This window comes from Actinomyces massiliensis 4401292, from assembly GCF_000269805.1.
Lineage (GTDB): Bacteria > Actinomycetota > Actinomycetes > Actinomycetales > Actinomycetaceae > Actinomyces > Actinomyces massiliensis.
In genome coordinates, this window is the sequence record NZ_JH711481.1 from 807,133 (window position 1) to 832,724 (window position 25,592).

General features: G+C 66.9%; 23 protein-coding genes and 1 pseudogene. 15 read left to right on the forward strand and 9 right to left on the reverse strand.

What is annotated here, in order from left to right:
• Positions 1-442 precede the first annotated feature (442 nt).
• Positions 443-1,840 carry an MFS transporter gene (locus W5W_RS0103335; protein WP_017194339.1) on the forward strand — a complete coding sequence of 466 codons (1,398 nt, stop codon included), beginning with the start codon at positions 443-445 and terminating at the stop codon, positions 1,838-1,840.
• Between the two features lie 72 nt (positions 1,841-1,912).
• On the opposite strand, the gene W5W_RS15995 is transcribed toward W5W_RS0103335, so the two are convergent.
• Positions 1,913-2,149 (reverse strand): hypothetical protein, encoded by a 237-nt coding sequence (locus W5W_RS15995; RefSeq protein WP_008731008.1) that lies wholly within the window; start codon positions 2,147-2,149, stop codon positions 1,913-1,915.
• 85 nt (positions 2,150-2,234) lie between these two features.
• Positions 2,235-3,813 (reverse strand): annotated as a pseudogene (locus tag W5W_RS16900) (IS1634 family transposase).
• A gap of 309 nt (positions 3,814-4,122) precedes the next feature.
• Here W5W_RS16900 and W5W_RS0103360 point away from each other — a divergent pair.
• The 7 genes from W5W_RS0103360 (at position 4,123) to W5W_RS0103385 (ending at position 8,970) form a co-directional block, all read left to right on the forward strand.
• On the forward strand, positions 4,123-5,424 hold the full coding sequence (locus W5W_RS0103360) for an AAA family ATPase (protein WP_017194344.1): 1,302 nt from the start codon (positions 4,123-4,125) through the stop codon (positions 5,422-5,424).
• A gap of 61 nt (positions 5,425-5,485) precedes the next feature.
• Complete coding sequence (locus W5W_RS0103365) at positions 5,486-6,028, forward strand: RloB family protein (protein ID WP_017194345.1); 543 nt, start codon at positions 5,486-5,488, stop codon at positions 6,026-6,028.
• 341 nt (positions 6,029-6,369) lie between these two features.
• The gene (locus W5W_RS0103370; protein WP_008731006.1) at positions 6,370-6,630 is read left to right on the forward strand and encodes an AP endonuclease; all 261 of its coding nucleotides are present in this window, start codon (positions 6,370-6,372) and stop codon (positions 6,628-6,630) included.
• 10 nt (positions 6,631-6,640) lie between these two features.
• A complete protein-coding gene (locus W5W_RS0103375) occupies positions 6,641-7,294 on the forward strand; it encodes a TetR/AcrR family transcriptional regulator (protein ID WP_238533240.1) in 654 nt (217 codons plus the stop codon).
• Positions 7,291-7,665, forward strand: coding sequence for an ATP-binding cassette domain-containing protein (locus W5W_RS16585; RefSeq protein WP_274517136.1), 375 nt, complete (start codon positions 7,291-7,293; stop codon positions 7,663-7,665). The genes W5W_RS0103375 and W5W_RS16585 overlap by 4 nt, the downstream gene beginning before the upstream one ends.
• Positions 7,550-8,200, forward strand: coding sequence for an ATP-binding cassette domain-containing protein (locus tag W5W_RS16590; protein ID WP_017194347.1), 651 nt, complete (start codon positions 7,550-7,552; stop codon positions 8,198-8,200). Before W5W_RS16585 ends, W5W_RS16590 begins: the two co-directional genes overlap by 116 nt.
• On the forward strand, positions 8,197-8,970 hold the full coding sequence (locus tag W5W_RS0103385) for an ABC transporter permease (protein WP_017194348.1): 774 nt from the start codon (positions 8,197-8,199) through the stop codon (positions 8,968-8,970). The genes W5W_RS16590 and W5W_RS0103385 overlap by 4 nt, the downstream gene beginning before the upstream one ends.
• Positions 8,971-9,047: 77 nt before the next feature.
• On the opposite strand, the gene W5W_RS0103390 is transcribed toward W5W_RS0103385, so the two are convergent.
• Positions 9,048-9,938 (reverse strand): hypothetical protein, encoded by an 891-nt coding sequence (locus W5W_RS0103390; RefSeq protein ID WP_238533241.1) that lies wholly within the window; start codon positions 9,936-9,938, stop codon positions 9,048-9,050.
• 1,382 nt (positions 9,939-11,320) lie between these two features.
• Between W5W_RS0103390 and W5W_RS16000 the strand changes: the two genes are divergently transcribed.
• From W5W_RS16000 to W5W_RS0103405, 3 genes are all read left to right on the forward strand, one after another.
• Positions 11,321-12,058, forward strand: coding sequence for a hypothetical protein (locus W5W_RS16000; protein ID WP_154650231.1), 738 nt, complete (start codon positions 11,321-11,323; stop codon positions 12,056-12,058).
• Positions 12,059-12,449: 391 nt separating this feature from the next.
• Entirely contained in the window at positions 12,450-13,586 is a 1,137-nt protein-coding gene (locus tag W5W_RS0103400) for an ISAs1 family transposase (RefSeq protein WP_017194350.1), read from the forward strand.
• Positions 13,587-13,786: 200 nt separating this feature from the next.
• Positions 13,787-15,391: a hypothetical protein gene (locus W5W_RS0103405; protein ID WP_017194351.1), complete on the forward strand. Its 1,605-nt coding sequence runs from the start codon at positions 13,787-13,789 to the stop codon at positions 15,389-15,391.
• A 72-nt stretch (positions 15,392-15,463) separates the two neighbouring features.
• Here the strand turns inward: W5W_RS0103405 and W5W_RS0103410 are convergent, their stop codons facing one another.
• From W5W_RS0103410 to W5W_RS0103435, 6 genes are all read right to left on the reverse strand, one after another.
• On the reverse strand, positions 15,464-15,964 hold the full coding sequence (locus W5W_RS0103410; protein ID WP_008732003.1) for a hypothetical protein: 501 nt from the start codon (positions 15,962-15,964) through the stop codon (positions 15,464-15,466).
• A 268-nt stretch (positions 15,965-16,232) separates the two neighbouring features.
• The gene (locus W5W_RS0103415) at positions 16,233-17,930 is read right to left on the reverse strand and encodes an alpha/beta hydrolase (protein ID WP_008732009.1); all 1,698 of its coding nucleotides are present in this window, start codon (positions 17,928-17,930) and stop codon (positions 16,233-16,235) included.
• A gap of 378 nt (positions 17,931-18,308) precedes the next feature.
• Positions 18,309-19,883 (reverse strand): serine hydrolase domain-containing protein, encoded by a 1,575-nt coding sequence (locus W5W_RS0103420; protein WP_008732005.1) that lies wholly within the window; start codon positions 19,881-19,883, stop codon positions 18,309-18,311.
• 171 nt (positions 19,884-20,054) lie between these two features.
• Positions 20,055-20,438 (reverse strand): hypothetical protein, encoded by a 384-nt coding sequence (locus W5W_RS0103425; protein ID WP_008732007.1) that lies wholly within the window; start codon positions 20,436-20,438, stop codon positions 20,055-20,057.
• Between the two features lie 171 nt (positions 20,439-20,609).
• Positions 20,610-20,753, reverse strand: coding sequence for a L+-tartrate dehydratase subunit beta domain protein (locus W5W_RS0103430; protein WP_008732010.1), 144 nt, complete (start codon positions 20,751-20,753; stop codon positions 20,610-20,612).
• Positions 20,754-21,247: 494 nt separating this feature from the next.
• On the reverse strand, positions 21,248-21,874 hold the full coding sequence (locus W5W_RS0103435) for a helix-turn-helix domain-containing protein (protein WP_008732014.1): 627 nt from the start codon (positions 21,872-21,874) through the stop codon (positions 21,248-21,250).
• A gap of 313 nt (positions 21,875-22,187) precedes the next feature.
• Here W5W_RS0103435 and W5W_RS0103440 point away from each other — a divergent pair, with 313 nt between their 5' ends.
• From W5W_RS0103440 to W5W_RS0103455, 4 genes are all read left to right on the forward strand, one after another.
• The gene (locus W5W_RS0103440; RefSeq protein WP_017194352.1) at positions 22,188-24,143 is read left to right on the forward strand and encodes a ribonucleoside triphosphate reductase; all 1,956 of its coding nucleotides are present in this window, start codon (positions 22,188-22,190) and stop codon (positions 24,141-24,143) included.
• Positions 24,144-24,172: 29 nt separating this feature from the next.
• Positions 24,173-24,442 (forward strand): type II toxin-antitoxin system RelE family toxin, encoded by a 270-nt coding sequence (locus W5W_RS0103445; protein WP_017194353.1) that lies wholly within the window; start codon positions 24,173-24,175, stop codon positions 24,440-24,442.
• A 149-nt stretch (positions 24,443-24,591) separates the two neighbouring features.
• Positions 24,592-24,828 (forward strand): type II toxin-antitoxin system RelB family antitoxin, encoded by a 237-nt coding sequence (gene relB / locus W5W_RS0103450; protein WP_008732106.1) that lies wholly within the window; start codon positions 24,592-24,594, stop codon positions 24,826-24,828.
• A complete protein-coding gene (locus tag W5W_RS0103455; protein WP_017194354.1) occupies positions 24,821-25,582 on the forward strand; it encodes an anaerobic ribonucleoside-triphosphate reductase activating protein in 762 nt (253 codons plus the stop codon). The genes relB and W5W_RS0103455 overlap by 8 nt, the downstream gene beginning before the upstream one ends.
• The last annotated feature ends 10 nt before the right edge of the window (positions 25,583-25,592 follow it).

Genomic DNA, 25,592 nt, shown 5'->3' on the forward strand with positions numbered 1-25,592 from the left:
GTCTCCTGGGGAGCGGATCTGTTCATGGCCGGTCAGGCGACCTGGGCGGCATGAAGATCGGCGCGGCGGTTGCCCGGCTCGATGGCTCGGGCGACGTCGTCCCCCCCCCCCCCCCCAGATCCTCCCCGGCGGTCAGGCGTACGTCGACGACGGCGTCGTCGGGCAGGTCGGCGGCCAGGATGATGGCGTCGATGATCGCGTGACGCAGTGCGAGATGGGGCAGGGCTGAGGGCCCTGTCGTTGGTGTCGAACAGGGCCTGATCGGGAGGGAGTGGATGGTCGGGTCCCCGGCCCACCGGCGCCCGGTGGGTGCCTGGCGGCTGCCGCCGGGCCATGGCATGCGCCCTCCCCGCTCCAGACCATGACCGCGCGGACCTCGTCGGGAATCCGTGTGAGACCTCGCTCAGCGGGCGTGACAGTGCCTCCGATCGATTGTGGATGTATGACATCCACAATCGATCGGAGGCGCCTCCTCGGCACCGTCCTGATCGCGACCTTCATCGGACAGTTCGACTTCTTCGTCGTCAACGTGGCGGCCCCGGGCATCCAGACGAGTCTGGGCGCCGGCAACACCGCGCTGGAGCTGGTGGTCGCCGGTTATGCCTTCATGTACGCGGCGGGTCTGGTGACGGGCGGCCGCCTTGGTGATCTGCTCGGGCGCCGCCGGGTGTTCATCGCCGGGCTGACGGCCTTCGCGGTGACGTCGGCGCTGTGCGGGCCGGCTCCGAACGCCGGTGTTCTCATCGCCTGCCGGGTCATGCAGGGCCTGAGCGCGGCGGTCATGCTCCCCCAGGCGCTGGCGTTCATCAACACGGTCGTCGCGCCGGAACGACGAGGATGGGCGATGGGGTGGTTCGGCGTCGCCTCGGGCGTCGGCTCCATCGCCGGGCAGGGGCTGGGGGGCTTCCTCGTGCAGGCGAACCCCTGGGGCCTCGGGTGGCGGCTCGTCTTCCTGGTGAACGTGCCCATCATGCTGATCGCCATCATCGCGTCCCTCCGTTATCTGCCTTCTGTGTCGTCGCGGGGTGAGAACAGCGTCGATGGAATCGGGGCCCTGGCCGTCTTCGTCGGCGTGGCGGGACTGATGGGGACCGCACTTCTCGCTCAGTACCAACGCCCCAGGATCGCCATCGCCTCGGGAGTCCTCGGGCTGATCGTCCTCGCGGTCACCATCCGCAGTCAGGCGAGCCGCGTTGCGAAAGAGCTCCCCGTCACGTTGAATCCGAGACTGCTCCTGGTGCGATCGATGCGTCTGGGCAGCGTCGCCTCCGGGGCCTTCATGGCCTACTTCGCGAGCTTCATGTTCGTCCTGACCGTCGTGCTGCAGCGCTACTGCGACCTCACCCCGATCCAGGCCGGTCTGGTCTTCCTCCCCTCGGGCGCGACCTTCATGATCAGTTCGCTGGCCGGGTCCAGCCAGGTGCGCAAGCACCTTCGCGAAAGCCTCATGCTCGGGTGCGGGATCACCAGCATCGGGCTCGGCGTGATAGTAATCGCGATTCTGGCCGGTTCTTCTGCGAGCATTCTGCCGTGGTGGCTGGCGGCCGCCGTCAGCCTGACCGGGTTCGGCAACGGCTTGATCCTTCCGACGCTCACCGGACTCTCACTGTCGGAGGTCGCTCCCAAGCAGGCGGGAATGGCGAGCGGAGTCGTCACGATCCTTCAGCAATTCGGCGCGTCGCTCGGTGTGGTGATAGTAGGAGCCATCTTCTACGGTTTCGCAACGAAGAACATGATAAACGGGATGACCGCATCCACCATCATCCACATCCTGCTCGTCGCGCTGGTCGGATTCACGTGCTGGAGGGCCACGATCAAGCAGGAGGCGACGGCGCTTTAGAATATGAGACCTATTCGTGGGGTGTAGGCGAATATGAGTCCGAAGGCTGCTGATGATGGTTGCTGGAGCGACTCATACCTTTGATAGGAAGGCTGACGTTCTCGCCTTGAGGGAGTCCGGAAGAACCTCGACGAATGCGGCGACGGTACGCCCCGCCATCTCGGCGCGCCATGCGGCGTCGGCCTGGTCGACCAAGGAGTGGACAATGCACTTGTGCTGGCACTCCTCCGGCGTCGCGGCTCCTATTCCTTGTCGTCGAATCTCTTGACAGGTGAATGCCGGTGCCGAGCCCTCGATGGCCTCAAACACGCTCAGGGTGGTGATCTTCTCGGCGGGGCAGCCGGACGATACCCTCCGCGAGGGTCCGTTGTCGCCAGGCCTGACTCGTGACACCTTAGTGCCCTGGGGACTGTAGGGATTTGAGGATGCTGGTTGCGGTTGGGGTGATTTGGGGTTGGGCAGCGATCTTATGACCGTTGAGGTTGATGGTGACGTCCTGGAGAGGCTTGAGGGTACGGATGATGCGTTTGATGCTGATCCCAGTGACCTCCTGAAGATAGCGGGCGACGGCCAGGGCGGCCATGACCACGGTCAGGTGCGCCTCACTAGCATCGCACTGATGGTGGAAGACCGGCCGGGCTCTCAGGTCGTGCTTGCTCATCCGAAATGACTGCTCGACGTGCCACAGCTCGTGATACGAGGAGACCACCTCACCGGCATCCATCAAGCGTGCAGGAACGAAAGGTGACATACCCCTTGAGCCCCACCAGCGACCTGGCCCGGGCCAAGGACGCCTCATCGAGCACCTGATCGCCTTTATGGACGGTGACGAACCGCGTGCCCTTGGGACGCTTCTCGCCGGCGATGACGGCCCGGGCCCGGTTGGCCTGGGCGGTCAGGGCCTGAGCGTCCCTGGCGGCGCGCTTCTTGGAGTAGGCCCACACTGCTCTCCATGAGCCCGGGTGAGTGTCCGGGTCCCAGATGGGCTCACGACGCTTGCTGACGTCCCGCTCGCTCCTGGAGCCTTTCTTGGGGGTGATGGTGTCAATGAGCCGCCCATCGGTGAAGGCGTCCCCGCTCCAGCGGAAGTGGGCCTCAAGGTCACCTGGGGCCCGGACCTGGCGGGCCCCGACAATGAACCGCAGCCTCGCCTCATGCAGAGACTTGAGGTTGGTCGCTGAGAGCATGCCGGCATCAGCGACGATGACGAGCTCCTCGATACCGTGAGCGGCCTGGAAGGCCTCCACGATGGGGATGATCGTGGTGGTCTCGGCCTTGTTCCCTTCCCAGCACCCGATTCTCAGAGGGAAACCACGGCGGTCGACCAGCAGGCCGACGATGACCTGGGGATCGACCCGCCTCTCCTTGGAGTAACCCACCCGCCGCAGGTCGTCCTCCTTCTCGGCCTCGAAATAGAGCGTGGTGACGTCCTACAGGCACAGGGCCAGACCGGAGGTGCTGGTGACGTGCTCGAACAAGGCCTGAGAGATCGCCTCACGGTAGCCCCGCTCCTGAGCCCGGGCCAGGGAGCGGAACAAGGTCCGCACGGTGACCGGCTCCAGGCCCAGGTCACTCAGCACCCGGGGGACCTGGGCCTTGGAGGACGGCTCGACCAGACGCGCCAGAACCATCTGCTCAAAGGCCCGATCACCCCCGACCGCCTCACCCAGCCCCAGACGCCTGTAGGCGCCGTGCAGGACCTCCCACAACAACCTGGAGTGCTTGGACTCCACCGCGGTAGTAGCCAGGCCGGTGCGTCCCGGTGCCGGCTCCAGGGACTCCAGGTCCAGCAGCCCCTGGCCCTGCCAGGCGGCGATCTTCTGCCGACCGGCCTCCAGCAGGGCCTCCAGCTCCGTCTCGTCGTGGGCTGAGCCCAGGTGCTCCACGATCCGGCGCACACCACCGGACTTGGACACGATCTGAACGGCCGTGGCCCCTGAGGCTGTCTTGACCTTGCGCACAAACGGGCTCACACCAGCCCACCATACGGGCTCTTAGTGCCCCACCACCAGACCCCCAACACCGCAATACCAACGAAAACTCACGCCGAGTCACCGAAAACCCACCAAGGTGTCACGAGTCAGGCAGGACCGCTGACGCGTCCGTGCAGCACCCTCCTCCGGCAGGCCGGCGAGATTGAGCCGGATCGCCTCAGGCCCATAGCGCAAGGGGCCGGAGGTACCGACGCCGAGCCGCAACGACGACACTCTCTTATGCCAGCTCATGGAGACGATTCAGGAAATTTCTTCCCATTTGGACGCGCTCCCACGTAGCATGGATTCATGTTGCTCGACTTCACCGTGGCGAACTACCGCTGCTACGCCGAGGAGACGACCCTCGATCTCACCCGGGGCTCGCTCAAGACCCTGATGCCGCGCGCCGGCTCGTCGTGGAAGGAGCAGACATGGCGTGTGGCGGCGGTCTTCGGCGCCAACGCCTCCGGCAAGTCGACCCTCCTGGATGCGCTCGACTGCCTCCACCACGCCGTCGGCGGCCAGCGGAATATCCTGCACCAGCCCTTCAGCCTCGATCACGACCACGTGGCGCAGCCCTCCCGCTTCTCCATCGGTTTCACCCACGAGAATGAGCGCTACAGCTACAGCATCGAGGCGCACCACTGGGGCATCTCGCGTGAGGAGCTCTGGGCCGCGGGCCAGCGCTGGCGCAAGGTCTTCATACGCACGCAGGCCCCCGAGGATGACGAGCCCACGATCGAGGCCGGCACCACCCTCAAGGGAGCCACGAACGAGGTCCGTCGGATCACGACGCCGCAGGACCTCTTCCTCGCCGTGGCTCTTAAGTACAAGCACACCGCCCTCGCTCCGATCGCGCATAGCCTGCGAGACATGCGCTTCATCCACCACAGCGATGAGGAGCGCGGCTCGCGCCTGCAGTGGGTGATGAGCCGGCTCGCGGACGCCCCCAAGCAGTGGACGGGCATCGTGAACGCCATTGCCGGGGCCGCCGATCTCGGCATCGTCGGTCTTGAGCTCGAGGAGCGCGAGGTCCCTCCGAAGGTGCTTGATCTCCTGCGACGGTTTCCGTGGAGCGAGGACGAGGATGCCGAGGTTCCCGCCGAGGTGCTCAAGGAGCTCCAGCGTCACCTCGTCCTCCACCACCGCGGGGCTGACGGCGAGGAGTACCGGTTGGCTATCGGCCAGGAGAGTCAGGGCACTCTCACCTGGCTGGCAACGGTCGGTCCCGCCATCGACGCCCTGCGACTGGGTCAGATCCTGTGCATCGACGAGCTCGACGCGAGCCTCCACCCGACGCTGACCGCCACGCTGGTGGACATGTTCAAGGATCCGGACCTCAACGCCCGAGGCGCCCAGATCGTCTTCACAACCCATGACACCGCACTCCTGGACAACTCTCCCGTCCAGCTCCTGGAGGCGGGCGAGGTGTGGATGAGCGAGAAGTCGCTCTCCGGCGCCAGCGAGCTCTTCTCACTCGCCGACTTCCCCTCCAACCGCAAGGGCACGAACAAGCAGCGCCGCTACCTCGCCGGAGCCTTCGGCGCCATCCCCCGGGTGGACACCTCCACCCTCCGCCAGTACCTCTCGACGCCGGCGGAGGCGAGGTGAGATGACGCCACCGAGAAAGAAACGACGTGGTCAGCGAGCTGAGCGGCGCACCGTTCTCCTTGTGACCAACGGACGGGTCACCGAGAACGCCTACCTGCAGCAGCTGTGTCGACGCGTGGACCGCGACAGAGTCTCAGCCAAAGTGAAGGTCATCGGCGGTGACCCGCTCATGGTCGTCAAGGAGCTCAGCGGGCCTCGGTCAGATCTCAGTGACTACAAGGAGGTGTGGATCGTCGTCGACCACGACGGCCAGGACCGTCGCCCCTTCCTCGCCGCATGCCGAAAGCTGAGCAGCGAGCAGACGGTTGTCCACGGCGTCGTCTCCGTGCCCTGCTTCGAGGCCTGGCTCAACGCCCACTACGCGCCCGTGCAGAACTACCAGAGCCAGGCGGACGCGCAGGAGCACTACCTGAAACTGACAGGGCTCAGCAAGAAGAACGCCAAGACGCTCCCGGGTAGCTTCCCCTGGGATGCGGCCGCGCAGGCCGTGGACAGGTGCCACCTGCCGACGGACGAGCAGCCCGAGATCGACGCTCAGGGCACCTGCCCGTCGACGACGATGCCCCACCTGCTCCGCAGTCTCGGACTTCTCAACGATGCCTGACTCCCACCCGAACCCGCACCGCAGTCACTGACGGGCAGTCAGGCGCACCGGCCCCAGCCCGAGCCGAGCACGGTCCACCCCTTGGCGGTATCCCACACGAGGTCCTTCACCGCCCACCAACCTCATGCACACTGGTTTCACCTGCACCCGCCAGACGATCACCGAGCGCATCAGGGTAAGCCGTAGCACTGTCTCAGCCCCTGCGGGCGACGTCGTCGTCACCTTGGAGCGTTTCCTGAGCGTACGCGTCACGGACTCTGACGCCATTGTTTGCCGTTACGGGCGCACCGGACGTCTGTCCTCCCACCCGTCCTCAGCGTACGCGCCACGGCTGGATCCTCGTGCCCTCCGGGCTCGGCGACGCCGACCTCGACGGCTGCTTCCGCACGCTCAACCAGATCGGCTACGAGGACCCCATCTCCATCGAGTGGGAGGACTCCGGTATGGACCATCTGGCAAGCGTTCCCTTGGTGCTGACGTACGCACGCGAGCACGTCCACAACCTTCCCGCCGCCGCCTTCGACGTGCTCCTGAGAGTCCTCGACCGACGGAAGGGACCACCGGTCGAGAGTGTTATTGACTCACATAACGTTACTGACTAACATCGATTTCATGACTCCTCGCCCCTCGACGACCGACCTGCTCCGACGGACCGCACTGAGGATGTTCGCCGAGCAGGGGTACGACGCCGTCCCGGTCACCGCCATCGCCAAGGCCGCCGGAGTCTCCCACATGACCTTCTTCCGGCACTTCCCCGCCAAGGAGGCCGTGGTGGTGAGCGACCTGTTCGATCCGCTCATCGCCGAGGCGGTGCGCGCCCAGCCGCGGCGGTGGCGGCCCCTGACCCGGGCGGTGCGCGGCCTCATCGCGGCGATGGGCGACGAGGCGGCGCACGAGGAGATGTCCTCGTGGGAGTTCCACGAACGCGTTCGGCTGGCGGCTCGCACCCCGTCCCTGACGGCCGCCGTGCGGGCTGCGAGCCAGGAGACCGAGCGCGCCATTGCCGAAGCCCTCATCGTCCCGGGCACCGACGACGCGGCGGCGCGGGCCGCAGCCGGCGCCGTCATGGGGGCCGCGAGCAGCCTCCTGCTCGCCTGGGCGGAGGGAAGCAGTTTCCCCGCCAGAGCCACGACCGCTGCGCCCGACGCAGCAGCCGGCGCAGCGACCAACGCGCCCGACACAGCAAGTGGCACAGCAACCTGCGCAACCGGCGATGCGGCAACCGCCCTCAGCCGGGGCCTTCTTACCCTCCTGGGGGAATCATGAGGGGCGCGGCGGCGTCGGCCCTGGCGGTTGAGGGTATCCGCGTCGACCTGCGAGGGAAGCCCGTCCTGCGCGGCCTCGACCTCTCGGTCGCCGAGGGCGAGTGCCGCGCAGTCGTGGGTCTCAACGGCGCCGGGAAGACGACGACCTTGCGCGTCATCCTGGGCATGCTGCGCCCCGAGGCCGGGAGAGTCCTCCTGCACGGCCGCGACATCACCTCCTCCCCCCAGGGGCATATGGCGGCGGGTCGGCCACCTGGTGGAGACACCGCTGTCCTACCCCGAGCTCACCGCACGGCAGAACATCGAGGCATCCGCCCGCCTGCACGGAGCCGATCCCGAGCGCGCCGGGAGGGCCGCGTCGCGGATGAGTGAGACGCTGGCGCTGACCGACTGGCTCGATACACCCGTGCGCCGCCTGTCGCTGGGCGCTCGCCAGAAGGTGGGACTGGTCGGAGCCCTGGCGCATGAGCCGAGCCTCGTCGTCCTCGATGAGCCGACCAACGGACTGGACCCGCTCGCCGTCGTCGGATTCCGGGAGCTCCTGCGGGAGGTGACGCAGCGCGGCGGCTCCGTGCTCGTGACCGGGCACCACTTCGATGAGCTCACGCGGATCGCCGACCGGGTCGACGTCCTGCACCGGGGTCGGGTCATCGACACGCTGACGCCCGGCGGGCCCAGCGGCGCTGACAGACCCGGCAAGTCCTGCGAACCCGGCAGACTCAGCGAGCCCGGCGGCGCCGACCTCGAGCGCGTCTTCTTCGACGCTGTTCTGGCGGCGGATCGGGCGGCCCTGGAGCCCGACTCGGGGAGGCCCGTCCGAGCCGGGCGACCCACCGGGCGCTCGGCCCCGCGCGGGCGACTTCCCCGAGCCGGGCGGCCCGGGGAACGGCGGGAGACCTCACGATGATGACGGATCCCCGGACTCGCACGGTCATCATCGGTCTCGAGGCTCGCAAATTGGTTCGCGCCACGGTGACACGCGTGGCAACCGTCGCCTGCCTGGTTCTCGTCACGGTCACCACGGCCGGCGGTTACGCCGCCGCGATGCACGCCAGCGACACCGACATAGGCCGCAAGGCGGCCTCGCTGGTGACCTCGCCCGGCTGGGGCGGCTACACCGGTCTGGGGGCGACGAGCGTCAGCGTGACGATGCTCCTGGCGGCGGGCGTCGTGATGTCGTGGAGCGTGGGTCGGGAGTTCACCGATGGCACCATTGTGGGTCTGTTCTCCATCCCACCCGCCTTGCGCGCCATCGTCGCGGCGAAGATGGCGGCGACCCTGGGCTGGGCGGCACTGCTGGGAGTCGGCGAGGCGGTCCTGCTGACGACGACGGGGCTGATACTCGGCCTGGGGCCGGCGGGAGCCGCCAGCTGCTTCGCGGTGCTGGCGCTCGTCGCCGTCCTGCTCAGCGCGGGAGTCCTGCCGGTCATGTGGGCGGCGACCCACTGGCGTGGCTATCTGGCAGGGATCGGCTTCACGCTGGCGATCCTGGTCGCCACCAATCTGGCCGCCGGCTTCGGGCTGGGCGCCTGCACCCCGTGGTCGATCCCGGTTGTCTGGGCCGCGCGCCATGAGGAGGTCAGCACATTGCTGCTGGTGGCACCCGTGGTCGCCGGCGCGATCGGCGCCTGGCTCACACTCCGGTCCTGGGACCGGCTGCAACTGGGCGCGGACTGACCGCAAGGCCGCACGACACTCACTGTCGTATCGCACGCGGCCCGTCCGACGCCCCGTCACGACGAGGAGGCGGCCTCCTACTGCGCCGCCGCGAGAATGACTGCGCCCTTCTCCGGGGGCCGGCCCTCCCCCACAACGCTTCCGTCCTTCATATCGAAGCGAACCTCATCCGAACCGGACTCGTCCCAGGCTGTCGAGAGCTCAACACCCTGAAGGACTTGATTCCCGAGGACAACAGCCAGCACCCTCGCAGCGGCATCGGAGTCGAGGCCGTCCTCGTAGTTCCCGAAGGCGGCCACACGCAGTTGGACCTGAGCATGCACGAAGTCCATGTCATCCAATTCGATCGACGCCCCCTCCCTGTTTCTGTCGGCTGGAGACATCGCCTCGAAGACCCGCTCGAGCGGAACGGAGCTGAGATCAGCGTGCCCAGTATACCGGGTACTCACGCTCAGCCCGCCAATGCGAATATGCCGTTCGAAGTCCCGGTGACTGAGTGACAACGCATCGGAGGAAGGGGGAGCCATCCAGTTATCCGGGAAATTATCAACGGCGCGATACCGCACCAGGGTTCCACCCGAGCCGACCTCGATGCCGTCAACCGCGGGCGTGCAGAGCCCGGCGACCGTCTCGACCGCTTTCGTCGCATCCGTCGCCTTACTGCTCCACCTGACGTCGGTGGACCCTTGCACCCAGGCGACCTCCATATCCACCGTCTGAGATTCAGCGATTTCCGCAACCTTGTCGAATGATTCGCCCACCACGGTGATCAGAGCATCCTGGGGCGGATCGTCGCTCAGCCTCACGCGAACCGTCCAGCGATAGCCCTGGTCGCCGAGGAGCTCGACGTAGACCTCGACCGAGTCAACGCCCTTCAGGCCGAGAAGATACTCCCTCACCCTTCGCTCCTTATTGGAATTCGAAAGCCCACAACCGGGCACCGCGCTAACAGCAACAGCGCCGATCATCAGCGACAGCGCGCGCCGCCGATTGAGCCGATTGAAACGACTCGCAGAGCTCGCGGCACAGACGTTCAAAGGATCACCTCAGCAAAAACAGATGTCGCCCAAGAGCACGACATGGTAGGCCAGCACGCCGGCGATCAGCCAGGTTTTCTCACTGAGGCGGGGATGCGGGCGTCCTGTCGCACCCGCACCGCCCTCGACGTCCCCATCTCCACCGTTGCGGACCATCAGCGAGCCACGATGCCACCGTAGAATCTCAGCACGGCCCGCGGAACGGGGAGGACTGCCCGTGCCTCACCAGTTCCGACGCTACCGGTGCTCAGGCGCCGTCTCGTTCCGGCAGCACCCTCAAGGGATCGGCAAAGTCGATGGGTAAAGGCATCTGAGCCGGTTGGTCAGAGATGGTGTGTCGCTGAGACGGGGGGCGGGCCCCGTGGGGACGATGAATGATGCTTAGCCTCGATCTTTAGGCGAAGCGGCCCCGACCGCGACCTGGCACGGGGCTGTACAGACCGGCTTGAGGAATCTCACGATCGCGTCGTGGTGCTGCCCGCCAGCATAGCGCAAGGCTGCAGTAAATCAGGTGCACGACGCACTGCTGGACGACCGTCCGCCCCCACGCAGTGCTTGATCCGTCTCCGACAGGCCCTTTCGGTCACCCTTCTTCCGTGGTCCGGCTGATCGTGTCCCTGGCAGACCCCGAGCACCGCAGACCCCCTCGAAGTGCGCAACGATCCTCTCCCATGGTCAGACCGCGCACAGTCAATCGGAGAGCACGATCTAGTCGATGCCCTTGGCCAGCACTCCCGCTCGAGCACGACCACCGGCTCGAGCGCGCCATCCCGATCCCGCGCGACCTCGATCCCAACCAGCCCAATTTCGGTGGACGCGGTCCTCCTCGCACCCCATTACGCATGTCCGCATCCGCCGGGACGCCGCCGCGCTCAAGGCCGAGGCGCCTGATCATCTCCACCTCCAAGGCAATCCCGAGTACGTCCTCGATGAGCTGACTGAGCAGGCCTGCCGGACCTCGGCACACCAGGTTCATGCCCTGCTCCCCTGGCCCGAGCGAACAACCGCCCGGGCCGACTACTTCTGATCGACGATCCCCCCGGTCACAGAACCGATCAACGCCTCAGCCACCACCTCAGTCGCGTCAGACACAACCATCTCTCTCGGATTGGACCGCACCCACACCCCTCAAACAGACCCCCGGAATCCCCGAGTGCTACGTATCTCTTCTCTCGATGCCGGTGGGTGGAACTATCGACCCGGTGGTGCGCGCACCTAACGAGAGTTAAGAGGTCAGGATAGGTGTCGTACCCCCGCCGTACGGTGGCCCGCAGCCCCGAACGGCAGGGTTGTCGGGTGCGGAAGGAGCAATTATGGACATCGATCCAACCATGCGGGTACGCAATGAAGGCGCATTGAGAGTTATTGTGAGAATGGCCAAGTTCTGGAGGGCGTGGGTAGTTGCTGCGCTAGCTGTTATTTTTCTTTTAGGAATGTTAGAACATTATATTTTCCATACTTCTAGAACACTGCTCTGCGTCGGTGTTTTGTTTCTGATTTGCATGTTCGTTTCGACAGCAACCCTGTTGGCGGCTGGTTATTTGATCCCACCACCAAAGCCGCTCACTAAGCACCATTCCCTGGTTAATCGCTTACACCAGTATTTTCGTACGGTCCTAAGTGCCCTCATGCTCGGTGTTGCTGCTTTTTGGGGTGCCGTCGTGTCAATCGATGTCGACGATGCAATGAAGACCTCTGGCATTGAAGGAGCCATGGAGGTAGGTAAGACTTCGGTGCTGTATCCGACAGTAACGATAGCCGTAATTGGGTTATGGGTAATTTCAATGGGGGTGTTTGTGGATGTACACCGCACCGACCCCGAAATGGTCGTTTCCAAGTTCGAGGAAATAATAGAGAAATGTTTCAGCCTCGAGCGATGGCGTTTCTATAAGCAACACGAGGGCCGTAAGGCTGTGCGAGCATTCTTAAATCTCAGCACACGAGGCATATGGGCGTTTTTTGTCGTGTACTGTTTTCCGCTCCTCGTATTGTTGGCGATAACATTTGCATGGGGTTGGATTGAGAATTATTTCGCGTCGACTATTCGATGACTCCGGACGTTTGTAGAGAAATGCTGGCGTTCCACCATCCGACTCTTAGCATTTGCGAGCGTGGTAGGCGAGTTTTATTGATCTGTTTGGGGGCTCTTCGTATTTGAAGGCAGGGGTTCGGTAAAGTCTGTGGGTAAGGAGGCTGAGCCGCTTTGACGGGGATGGCGTGTCGCTGGGACAGGGGCGCGGGCCCCGTAGAGACGATGAGCGGTGTCTAGTTGTACTGATCGGGAGGGTTGGTTGAGGGGTGTGGTCTCAGGGGGTCGGCAAAGTCGGTGGGTGGTTGTCTGATCTCTAGTGGGTCTGGCGTGTTGGTGCGGGTGCGGCGTGACCCGCACGGTGACGATGAAGGCGTCTACTCAATCCCGTCACCAGCGAGGTCACGCCGCCGATGTCATCTTCCACCACGACTGCCCTGTCGCGCCAGCCCCTGGTCCAGGTTCTCAGGAACGTGGCCGATCCCAGGGACCGGCGCGGTGTGCGCCACGACCTGCCCACGGTCCTGTCCCTGGCCGTGGCGGGGGTGCTGGCCGGTGCCCGGAGCCTGACGGCGATATGGGAGCACACCACCGACCTGACCGGCGCAGACCTGCGCTCTCTGGGGCTGGAGGAGGGGCAGGCCCTTCCATCGGAGTCCACCATCCGACGGGTGCTCCAGGACCTGGAGCCCGCAGGCCTCGACGCCCACTTGGCGTCATGGTTGTGGACGCGTACCGCCACCATCAACGGCCGCAGGGTGATAGCGGTGGACGGCAAGACCATGCGTGGAGCGCGCGCCGGCGAGGATCCGGCGCCGCACCTCCTGGCCGCCTTGGACCACGCCACGGGCGCTGTGCTTACCCAGGAGCGGGTGGCCGGCAAGACCAACGAGATCCCAACCCTGCCCGAGCTGCTTGAGCCCCTCGATCTGGACGGGGTCGTGGTGACCGCCGACGCCATGCACACCCAGGTGGACACCGCCCAGTGGATCACCCAGCGCGGTGGCCACTACCTCCTGACGGTCAAGGACAACCAGAAGACCCTGCGCAAGACGCTCAAAGCCCTGCCCTGGAAGGACGTCCCGTCCATCTCCTCGGTCGACACCTCTCACGGTCGGCGGGTGCGGCGCACTGTCAAAGCCCTCGAGGCACCCCGGTGGGTGGACTTCCCCGCCGCCGCCCAGGTGCTCCAGGTCCGACGCACCCGCACCACCAAAGGCCGCAAGGCCTCGAGCAGGTCGGTGGAGGTGGTCTACCTGATCTGCTCCCTGCCCATGACCGACGCCCGGCCCGAGACCGTCGCCGTCTGGATCCGCAGGCACTGGGGCATCGAGAACCGCCTCCACTGGGTCCGCGACGTGGTCTTCGACGAAAACCGCCACCAGCTGCGCACCCGCAACGGACCCGAGATCATGGCCGCCCTAAGAAACCTGGCCATCAGCCTCATCCGCCTCTTCCTCGGGCCCGGCGTCTCCATCGCCTCAACTACCAGATCCCTGTCCAGACGCCCCAAACGAGCCATCAGACTACTGACCCAACCAACCCCCTAAAACCGACTTTGCCGACCCCCTGCTCCTGGACCCGGTTCCGGGGCCGTGAGGGCGCGGGTTGCGGGAGCGGCTGGCCGCGCCTGGAGCCGCTTCCATTCCTGCGCGGTCACGAATGTGTCGCACCCTGAGGCTACTGTTCCCTCCGTAAGCATCCTTCCGTAAACAGCCGACGACGACGTCCGCGGAAGTAAGGAGTAGTAATGAGTATGAATAATGGGAGTGGGTCCTCGCTGGAGGCGCGAGGCGCGGAGGCGACCCTTCTCGAAGTGGAGCCCGGCGTCGCCGTCCTCCTCGGCGATCACGTGCCAGCGGGATTGGAGGTCGAGCCCTTCGGGCTGGGGAGGCGTGGCGACCGCGAGGTCGTCCACGCGCTGAGCAACGCCGTTGGCGCCGCGAACCTTGCTGCACAGGGCATAGGAGGTCTCGCCTCCGTCCAGGGGCTGGTCAGGCTCGCGCCGGAGACGATCCGGAACCTCGGGACCATGCAGACCGTTGCGAAAGACGGCTACTACCTGGGTACCCTGACCCGGGGCGGCAAGTTCGCCGCATCCGTTCGCTGGGCGCCGGCGACGGGTGCCCAGATGGGCACCATCGTGGCGAGCCTGGGCCCCGCTCTCGCCCTCCTGACGATCGGCGCGCAGCTCACCGCGACCTCGAGCAAGGTCGATGAGAACATCGAGTTGACCCGTGATGTGCTCAGGGCCCTTCGTGAGGATCATTGGAACAGGCTCGGCGGGCTGTACGACACCATCGCCGGCGCCGTTGACGAGGCGCGCGAGGTCGGAACCGTCACGTCGCGAACCCTCGACCGCGTCAAGAGCCTTGAGGACTCGCTGCACAAGGAGCGCCGGGCCTTCGCCGGTTATCTCGACAAGCATCTGCAGTCGCTCGACGCCGGATACGCCGATCGGTGCGACTACCTGAGGGACAAGGCCGAGGAGATCGTCGCGGACGTCCAGGGCTTCGTCATGGCGGAGACCGCCTACTATCGCTACCAGACGCTCAGAGCCGCCGAGATCGCGGCCGACGACCATCGCTCCGCCGGGGACGACGAGCTCATGCGGCACCTCGCCAGGCAGATCCCGGCTGAGCGTCGTCGGTCGATGGAACTGATCGCCGGGGTTCTCGAGCAGCTCGACGCCCACTGCCATCTCGCCGCCGAGTCGAGCGGGCGGACCTGGAGCCTTCGCGACTTCAGATCCCGGCGTTCGTCCGGCGTCGACCGGGCGGTGAGCGCCATGATCGAGTACGTCGACCGTCTGCGCGGCACGGTCTATGAGGAGCCCCTCGTCCTGAGTCCGGGTATCAAGGTCGTCAAGGACGATGCGTCGAATCGCGCCCTCGGCATCCTCAGATGGGCGCTGCCCCGCGAGGAGCCCCTCCTCGCCCTGGCCGAGGTCTCCCAGTGGCGTTTGACGGGCGCCGCCAGTTACCTCGGTGTTACGCCAACACGGTTCTTCCTCACATCGCGGTCGGCCCTCACCGGGGACGGGAGCATCGAGCGGAGCGTTTCCCTGTCGGACCTGCGTTACGTCCGTCTTCGGATGGAGAAGAAGGAGGCGACTCTGGACATCATCACGAGGGAGGAGAACATCACCGTGAGCTTCGACGATTGGGCCGTGGATAACGCTCACGCCGAAGGGGTCCGCCGCGTGGCGGATCTGCTCATGGCCTCGGTGAACCTTCCCGAGAAGGAGCGGCGAACCGCGCCGGAGCTCCAAGGGATCACGAGCCGCGGCCAGATGGTGGTGATGGAGCCGTCGACGGTCGGGCACGGCGTGGAGTATCCAGTCACGACGCACTGATCCCATGCTCAGGATGACGACCATCAAGGTCGAGACCAGCGCCTGCGACGGCGTCCGTGCGCTCGCGGAGCATCAGGGCGTGACCATGGTGTCGCGGGTGTCGCGGGTCTCGCGATCCGTCGGATGACGGCGCTCGTCGACCGCGGTCCTGTCCTGCTGAGCCGCGTACCTCGCCCCTTCGCCCTGTGCTGTACACCTGGAAGGGTCGAAGCATTGGTCTAACAGGCGGGGGGCGAACATGGTCGGCAGGAGGACCTGGCCCATGCCCCGCCGCGCGAGGTCGATGGTGAGGCCGCAGCGCACCGCGAACAGATCCTCGCCCGCCGCTACGCGCTCGGCCGCCGCCTCGATGGGAGTGCGCCTGCTCGCGCCGTCGGTGATCCGGCCAGCGTGGAAGAGAGTCCCCTGAATGTCGCGGTGCTCGCGGATGACCCTTTGGGTGCGCCAGTACAGGTCCAGGCTTCGGGCGCACTCGCACTGCGGGTCGCGTACGACCGGATCATCAGTCGTCGATACGAAGGACGATGTCCGAATCTGCCGCAAAGGCCGCTGCGGGGCCCGAGCGGCCGGCATGAAACCGCATGATTCCGCGGTTCTATCGAGCGCGTTCGAGAGGCGTGAGCCTCTTTGCGGCAGATTTGGACACGGAGGCCTCCTGGCAGGGCCCGTTGGAGCCCGCCAGGGGCCCGGGAGCACGGATGCGGGCGGACGGGGGGCGCGGACGTCGGGGCTCCGGTCGATGTCACCCGGCAGCTCGCCGGGAGCGGCCCCGAGGCTCCGAAGCACCCCGCGCTCGCGGTTGCGTCGCCCTGCGTCATCGCGACAGCGGAGGTCTCGCCCCTCAGCCCGCGGCTCCGCCAGCGGCCGGTCGGGGTTCGGCGGCGCAGGTGGTGTCCTCTGCTGGGACGGTTCCGTTGACGAGGAAGTCGATTATGGCGGCGCCGGCACAGCTGCCGGAGGCGCCATGTCCGTAGCCCTCGACGGTGAGCAGGTGGCCGTTGTCCAGCTGGTCGGTGAGGCTCTGGGCCCAGGGGTAGAGGGTTCGGGAGTCTCTCGTGGTCCCGATGACGAGGATCGGGTCGGAGCCCTCGGCGCGAGTCTCCTGGGGTGGGGTCTGCCCCCGGTGTCCCCACCCGCGGCAGTAGGCCTCCATCGCGTTCGAGGTACCGCCGAAGAAGGGGTAGCTCTTCTTCTCGGCGGCTGCCTGAGCGTCCCAGTCGGAGACGGTGCCGGCCGTGTCCGGGTAGTCGTTGCAGATGACCGCGCCGAACATGATCTCGCTGTTGGCGCTGCTGACCACCTCCTCGACGGTCGTTGGCGGCGCCTCACCCGAGTTCTGCTTCGCTTTCACCATGAGGGTGCCGTCATGGTTGTTCATCGCCGGGGTGAGCATGGCGGTCAGCGCGTCCCAGTCCGGTTTCTCGACGGCGTACTGCTGGACGATGCCGATGGCGTCCTGCGTGTTGACGGTGATGCTGGAGTCCGGGGCGGTGAGGGGATCCTGGTCCAGGCCGTCGACGAAGGCCGTCAGCTGGGCGATCGCCTCGTCCGTGGAGCCGGTCAGGGGGCAGCCATCATGGGCCTGGCAGTGCTCGACGTACTGGCGCAGGGCACCTTCTTTGAAAGCTACTACCTCGGCGTCGCTGTCGGTCCGGTGCCGCGACGGATCCATGGCCGCGTTCAGGACAACGCGTCCGACGCGGTCAGGGAAGAAGTCGGCGTAGACGGCTCCGATATGGGTCCCGTAGGAGGTACCCAGGTAGTTCAGCTTCGCGTTGCCGTTCGTGGCGCGCAGGACGTCCAGGTCGCGGGCGACGTCGCGGGTGCCGACGTGGTCAAGCAGCTCGGGGACCTCCGAGTGCTGGGCGCACCTGGCGGCGTTGGCCGCGCCCCGGTCGATCTTCTCCTGGGCCGGAACGTTCTTGGATGTGACGCCCCTGAGCGGGTTCGTCGGGCTGATGTCGCCGTTGCCGGGATCCGTCAGGGACTGCCTGATCTCGTCGTCGGTCCAGCAGGTGATTGGGGTGGACTGTCCGACTCCCCGAGGGTCGAATCCGATGATGTCGTAGGCGCCTCGAAGCTCCTCGGGCATGGCAGCTGGGTCCTTCATCGACTCAACGCCGCTGTCGCCGGGGCCTCCTGGGTTGGTGAACAGGGAGCCGTGCTCGGCGTCGCCGTCGGAGGCAGGAAGCTTCTTCAGGGCGAGCGTGATGGTGCGGCCGTCCGGATGCTCGTAGTCCAGGGGGACGGTGACCGTCCCGCACTGGAAGGGAGAGGTGCCGTCCGAGCAGTCCTGCCAGTCGATGGTCTGGCTGTAGAAGCTCTCCAGTTCCTGGGGAACGTCGCTCTGGGAGGAGCCGGAGCTGCCGGTGGCGTTATCCGCCGGGGCGCTGGCCTGGGCGGTGGGTGCGGGCGCGGAAGCGGGTGTCGTGGCGCTGACGGCGGAGGCCTGTGGCTGGCAGGCCGTCAGGGCGGTCGACAGCATCAGTACTGCCAGGGCCGCGCCCGCCTTCCGCGCGGTGAGGGGTATCGGTCTCATGGGGTGTGCCCTCCTTGCGGTGTCTGGATCGTCGTCGGTCGTTCTCTGCTGCCTGCCGCGGGCCGGGTCGGTCGCAGGTGGCGCGACGCCTCATATCCGGCTCATGCCTGCTGACAGGCTCCGCCCGGGCCGCGCTCCCGCGGTGCCCGGACGTTCGCGACGTTAAAGGCGCGACGACGTCGGCTTCCTCGACCGTCGGGAGGATCTCGGAGGTGTCGGTTCTCGGCCTCCGGGTGGACGAGGTCGACGTCCCGGAGGAGGGGGGCGACGTCCGCTGTCCTTCTCCGGGAGGTTGCCGCGTCCGTACCTTCCGGCCCGCGCCCGGCTCCCTCACCTGGGGGACGAGAACGGCCGTGAAGGCTCCGGGCCCGGACCGGCTCAGGCCTTGGGCCAGGCGACGACCAGGCAGGCGCCGACGAAGGCGACGCTCAGCCCCACGTGCATCCAGCCGAGCCAGGCCCGGCGCCGGGGCAGGGCGGGCAGCTGCGTCCACAGCGTGATGCCCCGGACGACGCCGTACAGGCCGGGCAATGCAGCGACCGCCAGGATCCAGGTGGGCAGATAAATCCAGGGCCCGCTCGCCGCGGCCGCCATGAGGCAGGCGATGAGCGTGGCCGCGCGGCAGACCACCGCCATGCGACTGGGCGCGCTGGCCGCGCGGGCCATCGTGCACAGGCCCATGACGAGCGCCAGGATGGTGAAGGCGCCGAGGAGTACAATCTCTGCCAGCGTCTCGGCCGTCAGCGGCACACTCACCGTTGAGATCTTCTGGCCGTCGGTCAGGAGCGCCGCGGCGAGCGCGGAGGCGGTTCCATCCTTGCTCTGGTCGGTGTAGACCATGACGGCCGTGCCCGACTCCCTGTCGATGGCCAGGTGGGTCATGTACTCCATCGTCGTGCCGCCGTGGTTGATGATCGTGCGCCCGTCGACGACGTCGGTGTACCAGGTGTAGCCGATCCTCTCTCCCGGCAGCCGGATGCCGTCCATGAGGTCGGCGGGCCACCGCGGCTCCTGGGGGCTGTCGCCGCCGGGGACGGTGCCGGCCAGGATCGCCTGGGCGTAGCGGGTCATGTCCTCCGGGGTGCTCCACACGCCGGCGCCGGCTGGGTTGAAGCCCGTGCCGCTGACCGACTGGCCGCGGCGCCCGTTGGCCTGGACGCCGTGGATGGCGTCGTCGGGGATGTCCGCCTGGCCGATGGTGAGGGTCGTGCGCTCCATGTCCAGGGGCGTGAAGAGCCTCTCCGTGATGTAGGACCTCCAGGAGTCGGCGCCGGCGGCGCGTGTGAGGGCCTCGCCCAGGAGCGAGATTCCCAGGTTGGAGTAGGCGAACTCGCCGCGCTCACCCAGCTCGGTGGTACGGGTACTGTCGATGAGCTGGTCGATGCTGTCGGTGAAGGGGTTGAGCCCCAGGACGCTTCCTCGCAGCACCCACCTGCTCTCATCCTGGGTGGGGATGCTCGGGAGGCCGGAGTGGTGCGAGGCGATCTCCTCCAGGGTGGCCTCGCCCGCCGGGGTGCCGGCGAGCTCGGGCAGGTGGGCGGACAGCGGGTCGCCGGCCTTGACCTCGCCGCGCGCGATGGCGTCGGCCAGGAGCTGGCCGGTGAAGGTCTTGGTGATCGAGCCGATCTCCATGGGGGTGGTGGACGTGTACTGCTGGCCGGAGGCGGCGGTGCCGATGCCGGCGTGGCGGGCGCCGTCGGCCGTGATGACGGAGACGTGGATGCCGCGGGCCTGGTAGTCGTCGGGCAGGAGGCCGATGACCTGCTTGGCCAGGTCCTTGTCGCCGGCGATGGAGGAGGTGTCCGCCCTCGAGGTGTGCGGACCGGCGGCGAAGACGGCCAGGGCCAGGCAGGCCGCCAGGATCGCGCAGGCCCAGCGGGGGAGGAGGCCGCGCCGCGGCCGAGCCGGCGAGGTCGGATGGGAGTCAGGGGCGGGAGAGGCTGCGGTGCTCATGGAGCCAGGTTGCCACGGCACCCTCGCCGGGATGATCCAGCCACCCGGTTGACCCATGTCGGGCCAGCCCGACGCAAGGAATGCAGGGCTCCGGCCACGCTCATCATGACCGGGTGCACGTAGCCCGACCGCGCCGCGCTCGACGGGATCGCCGTGAGGTCACCAGGTCCGTCAGTCCCAGCTCATAGGCCAGAGCGAGGGTCGAGCTTCCGAGGACCCGCCCCTGACGAACGGGTGGACGAGCCGCTCGCCCAGTCCCGAGGAGATCGCCGCCCGGACGGTGAAGAAGGCGGAGACGATGAGCCGGATCGTGGAGCTGGAGAAGCCGGGCAGAACCGCCGGGGCCCTGTCCCCGGCATCGCCGACGGCGAGACGGGCGACCCGCGCCCACGGTCTGGTCTCGCGTCCTAGGCCCGGTTCCGGCCCACCTCTCGGCCGGGGAGCGCGAGCGTCGATGGCGATGGTGCCGGTGGAGAGCCGTTCGGCCGTGTCCGTGCCCGCCGCGCCCGCATCGGCGGCCTTCCGAACGATCGGGCGGGTGCCGTCGACGCTCATCCGATGTACCGAACCTTGCTCTCGAGTTTGGCCAGTGCGGCCTTCTTGCGCTCGTTGTAGACGATCTTCTGCCACTCGAACAGGTTGTTGCCGTGGGTGTCGATGGAGACGATGAGCGGGCCGAAATGCGTAATTCGGAAGGTCCGCAGCGTTAGGCATCCCCAGGTCGCGCTATTGGGTGTCCTCGACCTCCTCGACGGCGGTGGCGGCGATGACCGCGTTGCCGGTTGGGAAGATGCGGTGCAGGGCGCCGTGCGTCCGGCAGCCGGTCTCGGTGCCCGGGTCCATACCGACCTTGCCGACGATGAGGCGCACGCCGGTGCGGGCGAGGCGAGCCGCCGGGGGTCGGGCGCGTGTCAGTATCGAGGCTGACCTTGCGCGGGAACTGGGCCGCTTGTCCGACCGTGATAGGGCCCTTCGTGTGTGAGGGTGTGGTTGGGGGGCGGGTGCCGGTGGTTCGGTGTCTCAGGGTCCTTTATGGTCGTACCTGGCGTCGCGTGGTCGTACCCGGGGGCGCGCGGTCGTACCTTAGAGCCCCTCTAAGGTACGACCGCGCGACGCCAGGTACGACCGTGTGCGGTAGGGGTACGACTGCGCGGTTTTACGTACGACCGGGTGGGACTGCGTACGACCGCACGGGGCCGATGGCGCACGGTGATGAACCGGTGCGCGCTCCCGGGCGCTCCGGGCTCCGCAGGCCAGCGTCGCGCAGGTCGGCGGTGCGCGGTTGCGGGGCCTGTGGAATGCAGCAGGACTCATGCCGGTGCGCGTACCCGTTAGCAGCACGCGGCGAGCGCCCGGGCCTTGGCTCATTCGGGCGGGGCGTGCCCGAACCTGTTGCAAAGGAGTCGTCCGCCGGTATCGACGGCAGAGGAAAGCCCGTAATACCAACGACTTCTCCTGTGCGTTTCGACTGGATCCGATCCCCTGGTCATCGCGCAGGGGGCCGTCTCGTCGGTGGTGGCGCGTGCGGCCCAGGTGCGCGGGGCCCGCATGACCGTCTCGTCGTGGTGAGAGGCGTAGTGCTGCTGGTGGAAGACCGAGCCCGTGGCGGCGGCGTCGGCCGTCAACAGACGACGGAAGGCCGGGGCGTGCGCCCGAAGGTGCGGCCGGAAGGCCGTGTTGAGGGCCTTGACGTCCGGGACGCCGCTGTCGACGGCGATCTGCGCGATGCGGTGGCCGGTCCCGCCCAGGTCCCGGGTCTCCCGTCGCAGGCGGACGCGGGTGAGGTCCTCCGAGAAGGCCATGCCGACCTGCTGAGGGTAAGACCTGGGACAGGTAACGGGGGCGTGCCGCGCCAGGCGATCCAGGGCGACGCGTTCGTGGAAGGAGGCGTCGATGCGGGCCACGGCCCGGCGCAGCGCCCGATGGCTCTCGATCGCCGTCGGCGGCCCGGGGCGCCGGGCCGGGGACACATCGATGGTGCGGTGCGCCAACCGACGCCCGCGACACGCGCTCGGCGCCGTCCGACATTTCGTGATGTGATCTGCCACACATGCCGGATCGAGGGGCGGGGAGCCTTGCAATCATGCCGAAAGAGGTCGTCCATGAATCTTATCGAAGTCGCCTTGACCACAATATGTTGTGGTTACCAAAGGGGTTGGCACCTACATGATGTGTTGCACGAGTGTGGTTCGGTTGTAGGCTTCGGAACCAGCGTAGTTGCTCCAGGCACCCGCCCTGGGGGTCGGAGCGGCGCCTACCGTCGCCATGATGGCGTCGGTACTCGTTAACGGAAGCACTCTGGAGATGACCGTGTCAGACAGCAGCCAGATCCCCACCGCCGCGCATCTCGCCGCCGCTCACCCCGAGCTCGTGGCGCGCGGCTCCGCCGACTCGGCCGTCGCCCACGGCTCACGGCCCCAGGTCGATGCCGTCTCCACCATCACCGAGTACCTCGACCGCTCCGACTGGCGCGTCAACGCCAACGCCAACCAGGGCTACTCGCTCGGCGGGATGATCCTCAACACCTCCGGCAAGGTCATCGCCAACTACTGGCTGAGCCAGATCTACTCCCAGGAGGCGGGTGACGCCCACCGCGCCGGCGACTTCCACATCCACGACCTCGACATGTTCGCCGGCTACTGCGCCGGCTGGTCGCTCAAGAACCTCCTCCAGCAGGGCTTCAACGGGGTGCCCGGCAAGATCGCCTCCGCGCCGGCCAAGCACTTCTCCTCCGCCGTCGGGCAGATCGTCAACTTCCTGGGCACCTTGCAGAACGAGTGGGCCGGGGCCCAGGCCTTCTCCTCCTTCGACACCTACATGGCGCCCTTCGTCCGCCTGGACTCGATGACCTACGACCAGGTCCGACAGTGCATGCAGGAGCTCATCTTCAACCTCAACGTCCCCTCGCGCTGGGGCACCCAGACGCCCTTCACCAACCTCACCTTCGACTGGACCTGCCCCGCGGACCTGGCCGACGAGCACCCCCTCATCGGCGACGAGCTGTGCGACTTCACCTACGGCGACCTGGCCGACGAGATGGGCATGATCAACCGCGCCTTCATGGAGATCATGACCACCGGCGACGCCGAGGGCCGCGTCTTCACCTTCCCCATTCCCACCTACAACATCACCAAGGACTTCGACTGGGAGACGGAGAACTGCGAGCGCCTGTTCACCATGACCGCGAAGTACGGGCTGCCCTACTTCCAGAACTTCATCAACTCCGAGCTCGATCCCGGCATGATCCGCTCCATGTGCTGCCGCCTCCAACTCGACCTGCGCGAGCTGCTCAAGCGCGGCAACGGCCTGTTCGGGTCCGCCGAGCAGACCGGGAGCGTCGGCGTCGTCACCGTCAACATGGCGCGCCTGGGCTACCTGCACGCGGACGATGAGGCCGGCCTCGTGGCGGCCCTCGACCGTCTGCTGGAGATCGGCCGCGACACCCTCGAGCTCAAGCGCACCGTCATACAGCATCACATCGACGCCGGTCTGTTCCCCTTCACCAAGCGGTGGCTCGGCACGCTCGACAACCACTTCTCCACCCTGGGCGTCAACGGCATGAACGAGATGGTCCGCAACTTCACCCACGACGCCTACGACCTGACCGACCCGCGCGGTCACGCCATGTGCGTGCGGATCCTCGATCACGTGCGCGACAAGATGGTGGAGTTCCAGGAGGCCACCGGCCACCTCTACAACCTCGAGGCCACTCCCGCGGAGGGCACCACCTACCGCTTCGCCAAGGAGGACCGCAAGCGCTACCCGGACATCCTCCAGGCCGGCACCGAGACCAATCCCTATTACACGAACTCCTCGCAGGTTCCCGTGGCCTACACCGACGACCCCTTCGAGGCCCAGGAGATGCAGGAGGAGCTGCAGACCAAGTACACCGGCGGCACGGTCCTCCACCTGTACATGAACGAGCAGATCTCCTCGGCGCAGGCCTGCAAAGAGCTCGTGCGCCGCAGCCTGACGGCCTTCCGCACCCCCTACATCACCGTCACGCCGACCTTCTCGATCTGCCCCACCCACGGCTACCTGGTCGGGGAGCACCTGACCTGCGAGAAGTGCGCCGAGCTGCACCCGGACGCCGAGCCGGTCGAGTGCGAGGTGTGGACGCGCGTCATGGGCTACTTCCGCCCCGTGAAGTCCTTCAACATCGGCAAGAAGGGCGAGTACATGGAGCGGCAGATGTTCACCGAGGACGCCGCCGGTGGCCACGGCCCGGCCGTCTCGCGCCTGAGTGCGGTCAGCGCCTGAGGGGACCCGCAACGGAGAAGGAGGGGTAGGTGGCGGACTGGATCGTTGAGTTCACTCCTCGTGCCGAGAAGGCCGTGAAGCGACTTGATCGCAGTGTCAGGAAGCGTGTGTTCGACAAGCTGCGGGAAATCCAGGGGGCTGACGATCCGCGGGACTTCCTGAAGTCGATGACGGGACCACTCACGGGGATGTTCCGGCTCCGGGTCGGGGACTACCGGGTGATCGTCGACATCCAAGACGAGCGCTGTGTGATCCTCGCGCTCGATGTTGGCCATCGCTCGGTTGTCTATGGCCGGTGACATCTCGAGGCTTGCTCGTGAATGGGTCACCGAAGCGCCGGGGCGTCCTTCGTTTCTGTGGTGGACGCCCCGACGCCTTGTCTCGGGGATGTCTGGACTCCATGTCCGTGATAGTTGTGAAGAGAATGGCTGGCACTTATGCTGTAAACATGTCTACTGCAGTTCTGAGCGTACGGCTGCCAGAGGATCTCAAGCGTCGGCTCGATGACCTCGGGAGCCAGACTGGTCGTTCGGCAACGTTCTACGTGCGTGAGGCCGTCGAGTCCTACATCGATGACTTGGAGTACGCGTACGCGCTGAAGGCGGAAGCAGAGGCGGTGCGGCGCGGTGAGATCAAGACGCGCCGCCTTGATGAGATCGCGGCGGCTCTTGGCCTCGATGCCTGAGGCTGAGGAGACGAGATTCCGGTTGACCTGCCCTGCTGATGCTCTGGTGATCGCCGGGCTCGTCCCCATGAGCACGGTCGACTGGCCCGACCACCTGACCGCGACCGTCTTCCTGCAGGGCTGCCCCTGGAACTGCTTCTACTGCCACAACCAGGCCCTCATCCCCGCCCGCACGCCCGGCCAGGTGGCGTGGGAGGAGGTGCGCGCCCTGCTGCGCCGCCGGAGGGGACTGCTCGACGGCGTCGTCCTCACCGGCGGTGAGGCGCTGCGCCAGGACGCCCTGGCCGACGCCGCCCGCGAGGTCATCGACATGGGCTTCCAGGTGGGGCTGCACACGGCTGGGCCCTACCCGCGGCGGCTGTGGGACATGATCGCGTCCGGGCTAGTCGACTGGGTAGGGCTGGACATCAAGGCGCTGCCCGAGCACTACGGGCAGGTGGTCGGCCGGGCGAACGCGGCCGCGAAGGCCTGGGAGAGTCTGGAGGTGCTCATCGAGGCAGCCGGCCGCGGCGGGCCCGACTTCGAGGTGCGCACCACCGTGGTGCCCGGGGACGTGACGGCCGACGACGCCGTCGAGGTGGCCCGCCGGGTGCACGCGGCGGGGGCCCGGGTCTACGCCCTCCAGCAGGCCCGCTCCGAGGGGACGAGCGGGGAGTTCGACGTCGTGGCGCCCGGCTGGGACGGGATGTGCGAACGCATGGCTGAGCGCATCGAGGCTCTGGGCTGGGACCGTTTCACCTACCGCCCGGCGTAGGCTGGGGAGA